This window comes from Halorhodospira neutriphila, assembly GCF_016584055.1.
GTDB classification, from domain to species: domain Bacteria; phylum Pseudomonadota; class Gammaproteobacteria; order Nitrococcales; family Halorhodospiraceae; genus Halorhodospira; species Halorhodospira neutriphila.
Genome location: NZ_NRSH01000160.1, coordinates 1 through 4396, shown reverse-complemented (window position 1 = coordinate 4396; position 4396 = coordinate 1). Strand labels below are relative to the sequence as shown.

Here is a 4396-nt window from a genome sequence, read left to right as displayed (position 1 = left end):
GGCCAGGCCGCCGAGCCCGATCCACGCCAGGGCGAGGCCGCCGTACTCGACGACGATCCGGCAGACCTCGGCGTAGAGCTGCTCCGGCGGCGGGGTCCGGATCAGCAGGTGGTTGCTCTCGCTCAGGGCCTGGTAGAGGTTGCGCTGCTGCACCAGCTCCGCCTCCCGGGCCGCCCGGGCGGAGACGTCACGGAGGATGGCGAAGGGGTACGGCCGCCCCTCGTGCCACTGGACGCCGATGGTGGCCTCCGCCGGGAAGGTGCTGCCGTCCCTGCGCCGGCCGTGGATCGGCTCCCGCTCGTTCATCAGGCGCAAGGGGGCGGAGGCCTCCGCCAGGAAGCCCTCGATGTAGGCCCGGTGGGCCCCGGCGGTCTCCTGCGGCAGCAGGCACTCCAGGGGGTGTCCGAGCACCTCCGCCTCCTCGTAGCCGAACAGCGCCGCCGCGGCGGGGTTGAACGAGAGGATGCGCTGCTCGGGATCGAGCACCACCACCGCATCCAGGCCGTCCAGGAACAGACGCTGGCCGATGGCCGTTTGCAGGCCTTCTGGTGCCTTCACCGCTCCTCCCTTCTGCCGCCGGGGCCACTCTCCCTGGAGAGGGCGTTATCCTAGAGGCGCTCGGCTCGAGCTGCACTCTCTCGCGGCTTGGTGAGGATCGTCAACTTGCACCCCTGGATAGCCCGGCCATGATCAGCGGCGTCCTCCTCGACATCGGCGGCGTCCTCCACGAGGGGGAACGGGCGACCGACGGCGGCCCCCAGGCCCTGGCGGCCCTGCGGCGCGCCGGCGTGCCCCTGCGCTTCGCGACGAACACCAGCCGCTGCGCCCGGGCGGCGGTGGCCGAGCGGCTGCGGGGGCTGGGCTACGCTGTCGAGGCCGAGCAGATCCTCACCGCGCCCCGCGCCGCGGCGCAGGCGGTCACCGAGCGGGGGCTGCGCCCCTACCTCATCGCCCACCCGGACCTCGAGCCCGATCTGCGCGGGCTGGAGACGAGGGACCCGAGCGCGGTGCTCATCGCCGACGCCGCGGAGCAGTTCACCTACCGGCGCCTGAACGCCGCCTTCCGGCTGCTCCTGCGGGGCGCGCCGCTGCTCGCCGTGGCCCGGAACCGCTACTTCCAGGAGGAGGACGGCCTCTCGCTGGACATGGGCCCCTTCGTCGCCGCCCTCGAGTACGCCAGCGGCGCCGAGGCCGAGCTCTACGGCAAGCCCGCGGCGGCCTTCTTCCGCCAGGGCGCCGCCGAGCTCGGCCTGCCGCCCCACGAGGTGCTGATGGTGGGCGACGACGTCGAGGCCGACGTCCAGGGCGCCCTCGCCGCGGGGCTGCAGGCCGCCCTCGTGCGCACCGGCAAGTACCGCCCCGGCGACGAGCGGGCCGGCGATCTCCCCTTCCCGGTCTTCGACTCCCTCGCCGAGGTGGTACGCTGGCTCCTCGCGCCGGACGGGGCGCCGGTCGACGAGAGATGCAGACAAGCGAGCAGTAGAGGACGCCGAGGGCATGGCTAGCGAATCGCGCACCGTCCTGCTGGCCGCGCTGGCCGGCAACACCGTCATCGCCGTCACCAAGTTCATCGCCTCCGCCGTCTCCGGCTCCTCGGCGATGTTCGCCGAGGGGGTGCACTCGGTGGTCGACACCGGCAACCAGCTCCTGATGCTCCTCGGGCTGCGCCGCGCCCGCAAGCCGGCGGACGAGCACTACCCCTTCGGCCACGGCAAGGAGGTCTACTTCTGGAGCTTCGTGGTCGCCGTGTCGATCTTCGCCGTCGGCGCCGGGGTCAGCCTCTACGAGGGCATCCACCACATCCGCCACCCCGAGGCGCTCGGCAACCCCGCCATCAACTACGTGGTGCTGCTCATCGCCATCGTCGCCGAGGGCGTGGCCTGGCGCTACGCCTGGCGGGAGTTCCAGCGGGCGCGGGGCGAGCTCGGCCCCTTCGAGGCCGTGCGCAAGGGCAAGGACCCCACCCTGTTCGTGGTCCTCTTCGAGGACAGCGCCGCCCTGCTCGGGCTCGTGGTGGCCCTCGCCGGGGTGACCGCGGCCCAGGTCACCGGCAACCCCGTCTACGACGGCATCGCCTCGGTGATCATCGGCGCCATCCTCGGGACCGTCGCCCTGTGGCTCGCCTTCGAGACCAAGGGGCTGCTCATCGGCGAGGCGGCCCACCAGGGGGTCCGCCAGCGGATCGCCGAGATCGCCCGCGCGCAGCCGGGCGTCGAGGCCGTCAACGAGGTGATCGCCCTGCACATGGGCCCCTCGCACATCATCGCCACCCTCAGCCTCGACTTCCGCGACGAGCTCAGCGCCCGGGAGGTCGAGGCAACCGCCGCCGCGCTCAACCGCGCCATCAAGGAGGCCTTCCCCGACGTGCGCCGGGTCTTCGTCGAGATGGAGGCGGCCGAGGCCCACGCGGCCCAGGCCCAGGGGGCGTAGGGCGGCGGCACCCCGCTCAGGCGAAGCGCCCCGCCGCCACCCCCGAGGACCACGCCCACTGGAGGTTGTGGCCGCCGAGCTGGCCGGTCACGTCGAGCACCTCGCCGACGAAGAAGAGCCCCGGCTGGTCGCGGACGGCGAGGGTCTTCGACGACAGGGCCCGGGTGTCGACGCCGCCGACCGTCACCTCCGCCTTGCGGTAGCCCTCGGTGTCCACGGGGGTGACCCGCCAGTCCGCCAGGGCCGCGGCGGCGGCGTCGAGATCGGCGTTGCGGTAGCCCTGCAGCGGCCCGGTAAGGCCGTGGAGCTCGACGACGGCCCGGGCGAGGCGCTTGGGCAGGTGCCCCTCCAGGTAGCGCTGCAGCGTCGCCCGGGGGCGGCGCCGGCGCTGCGCCTCGAGGGCCTCCCGCGGCGCCTGGCCGGGGAGCAGGTCGAGGTGCAGCGCCTCGCCGGGGCGCCAGTAGCTGGAGGCCTGGAGCGCCGCCGGGCCGCTGAGCCCGCGGTGGGTGATCAGCAGCGCCTCGTGGAAGGCGGCGTCACCGCAGGCCACCCCCGCCGGCACGCTGATCCCGGCGAGGGGGGCGAGGCGCTCCTGGAGCGCCGCGGGCAAGACCAGGGGGACGAGCCCCGGGCGCGTCGGGCGCACCGGCACCCCGAGCTGCCGGGCGACGGCGTAGCCGAAGCCGCTCGCCCCGGACCTGGGCAGCGACAGGCCGCCGGTGGCGATCACCAGCGACTCGCAGGCCAGCTCCCCGCCGGCCGTCGCTAGGCTATAGCCCGCCTCGTGGCGGCGGACCGCCCGCACGGGGGTGGCGGTGCGCAGCTCCGCCCCGGCGCGCGAGCGCTCGCCGTGGAGCATCTCCAGGATCGCCCGGCTGCCCTGGCGGCAGAAGAGCTGCCCGCCGCCCCGGTCCTCGTAGCCGAGGCCGTAGCGCTCGAGCAGCGCCAGGAAGTCGTAGGGGGTGTAGCGCTGCAGCGCCGAGATGCAGAAGCGCGGGTTGTCGCTGAGGAAGTGCGCCGGGCCGCTGTCGAGGTGGGTGAAGTTGCAGTGCCCGCCGCCGGAGGCGAGGAGCTTGCGCCCGGGCCGGCGGGCGTGGTCGAGCACCAGCACCCGCCGGCCCCGGTCGGCGGCGGTGGCCGCGCTCATCAGGCCGGCCGCCCCGGCGCCGACGACGATCACCTCGTAGCGCTCGCCCACCGCGGCCGCCCTAGCGGATCTCGACGACGCGGCTGGCGCGCTGGAACTTCACCCGCCACCCCGGCCACGCCGGCAGCTCCCAGCGCTTGGGGTCGCCGCGGCGGATGCCGCCGACCTTCTCGGCGACGACCTCGCGGCGGCGGACGTGGTAGTGGATGCGCATGTGCAGATCCGGCAGGTGGACCTCCCGCGGGTAGCGCTCGTCGAAGGCCTCGCGCTCCCAGGCGGGGACGCCGTCGAGGCGCAGATCAGCGGGCTCGAGCAGCGCCACGTCCTCGCCGGTCTCCACGCCGAGGCGCTCGAGCCGCGCCACGAGCCACTCGTGGGCCTCCGGGACCGCGCCGTCGGCGTGGCCGAGGGCGACGTAGAGGGCCCACGCCTCGAGGTCGTCGCGCAGCCGCGAGCCGGCCGGCGCCAGCAGCTCATCGGCGAGGATCAGCCGCGCCGCCGCCTCCCGCGCCTCCGGGCCCCCCGGGTGGAGCGGCTCGCTGGCCACGACCCGCCCGGCGTAGCAGTGCTCGCGCTGCGCCGTCAGGGCCTCGCCGTCCCAGGCCGGCTCCGCGACCCGGGTCGTGCACACCCCGGCGGCGGCCAGGTCCGCCAGCGCCAGGGGGGCCAGGCAGCTCGCCACGGTCACCGTCTGCCGCGTGCCCTTCCCCGGCACGCTGTGGGCGTCGAGCACCAGGGCGGCCTCGGCCTCGTCCGGCAGCAGGGAGCGCTCGCCCACGGTGGCCTCGCCGCCGCCGTTGCCCAGGGCGTGGCGCCGGC

General features: G+C 75.2%; 4 protein-coding genes and 1 pseudogene. 2 read left to right on the top strand and 3 right to left on the bottom strand.

All coding sequences use genetic code 11. The features are described 5' to 3' along the window. On the bottom strand, nt 1-558 hold a 558-nt coding region (locus tag CKO13_RS10925; protein WP_200260867.1), incomplete at its 3' end, for a PAS domain S-box protein. Between the two features lie 128 nt (nt 559-686). On the opposite strand from CKO13_RS10925, the gene CKO13_RS10920 reads away from it, so the two are divergent. Next, nucleotides 687-1505, top strand: a complete 819-nt coding sequence (locus tag CKO13_RS10920; protein WP_200260864.1) for a TIGR01458 family HAD-type hydrolase — start codon at nt 687-689, stop codon at nt 1503-1505. Continuing rightward, the gene (locus CKO13_RS10915; protein ID WP_200260861.1) at nt 1498-2430 is read left to right on the top strand and encodes a cation diffusion facilitator family transporter; all 933 of its coding nucleotides are present in this window, start codon (nt 1498-1500) and stop codon (nt 2428-2430) included. Before CKO13_RS10920 ends, CKO13_RS10915 begins: the two co-directional genes overlap by 8 nt. Nucleotides 2431-2446: 16 nt before the next feature. Here the strand turns inward: CKO13_RS10915 and CKO13_RS10910 are convergent, their stop codons facing one another. Further along, nucleotides 2447-3628, bottom strand: a complete 1182-nt coding sequence (locus CKO13_RS10910) for an aminoacetone oxidase family FAD-binding enzyme (protein ID WP_200260858.1) — start codon at nt 3626-3628, stop codon at nt 2447-2449. Between the two features lie 10 nt (nt 3629-3638). Next, nucleotides 3639-4396 (bottom strand): annotated as a pseudogene (locus tag CKO13_RS10905) (helicase-related protein); the annotation flags it as partial.

Coding starts and splice junctions, on each gene's coding strand:
- CKO13_RS10920 (WP_200260864.1), top strand. CDS start 687: ATGATCAGCGGCGTCCTCCTCGACATCGGCGGCGTCCTCCACGAGGGG.
- CKO13_RS10915 (WP_200260861.1), top strand. CDS start 1,498: ATGGCTAGCGAATCGCGCACCGTCCTGCTGGCCGCGCTGGCCGGCAAC.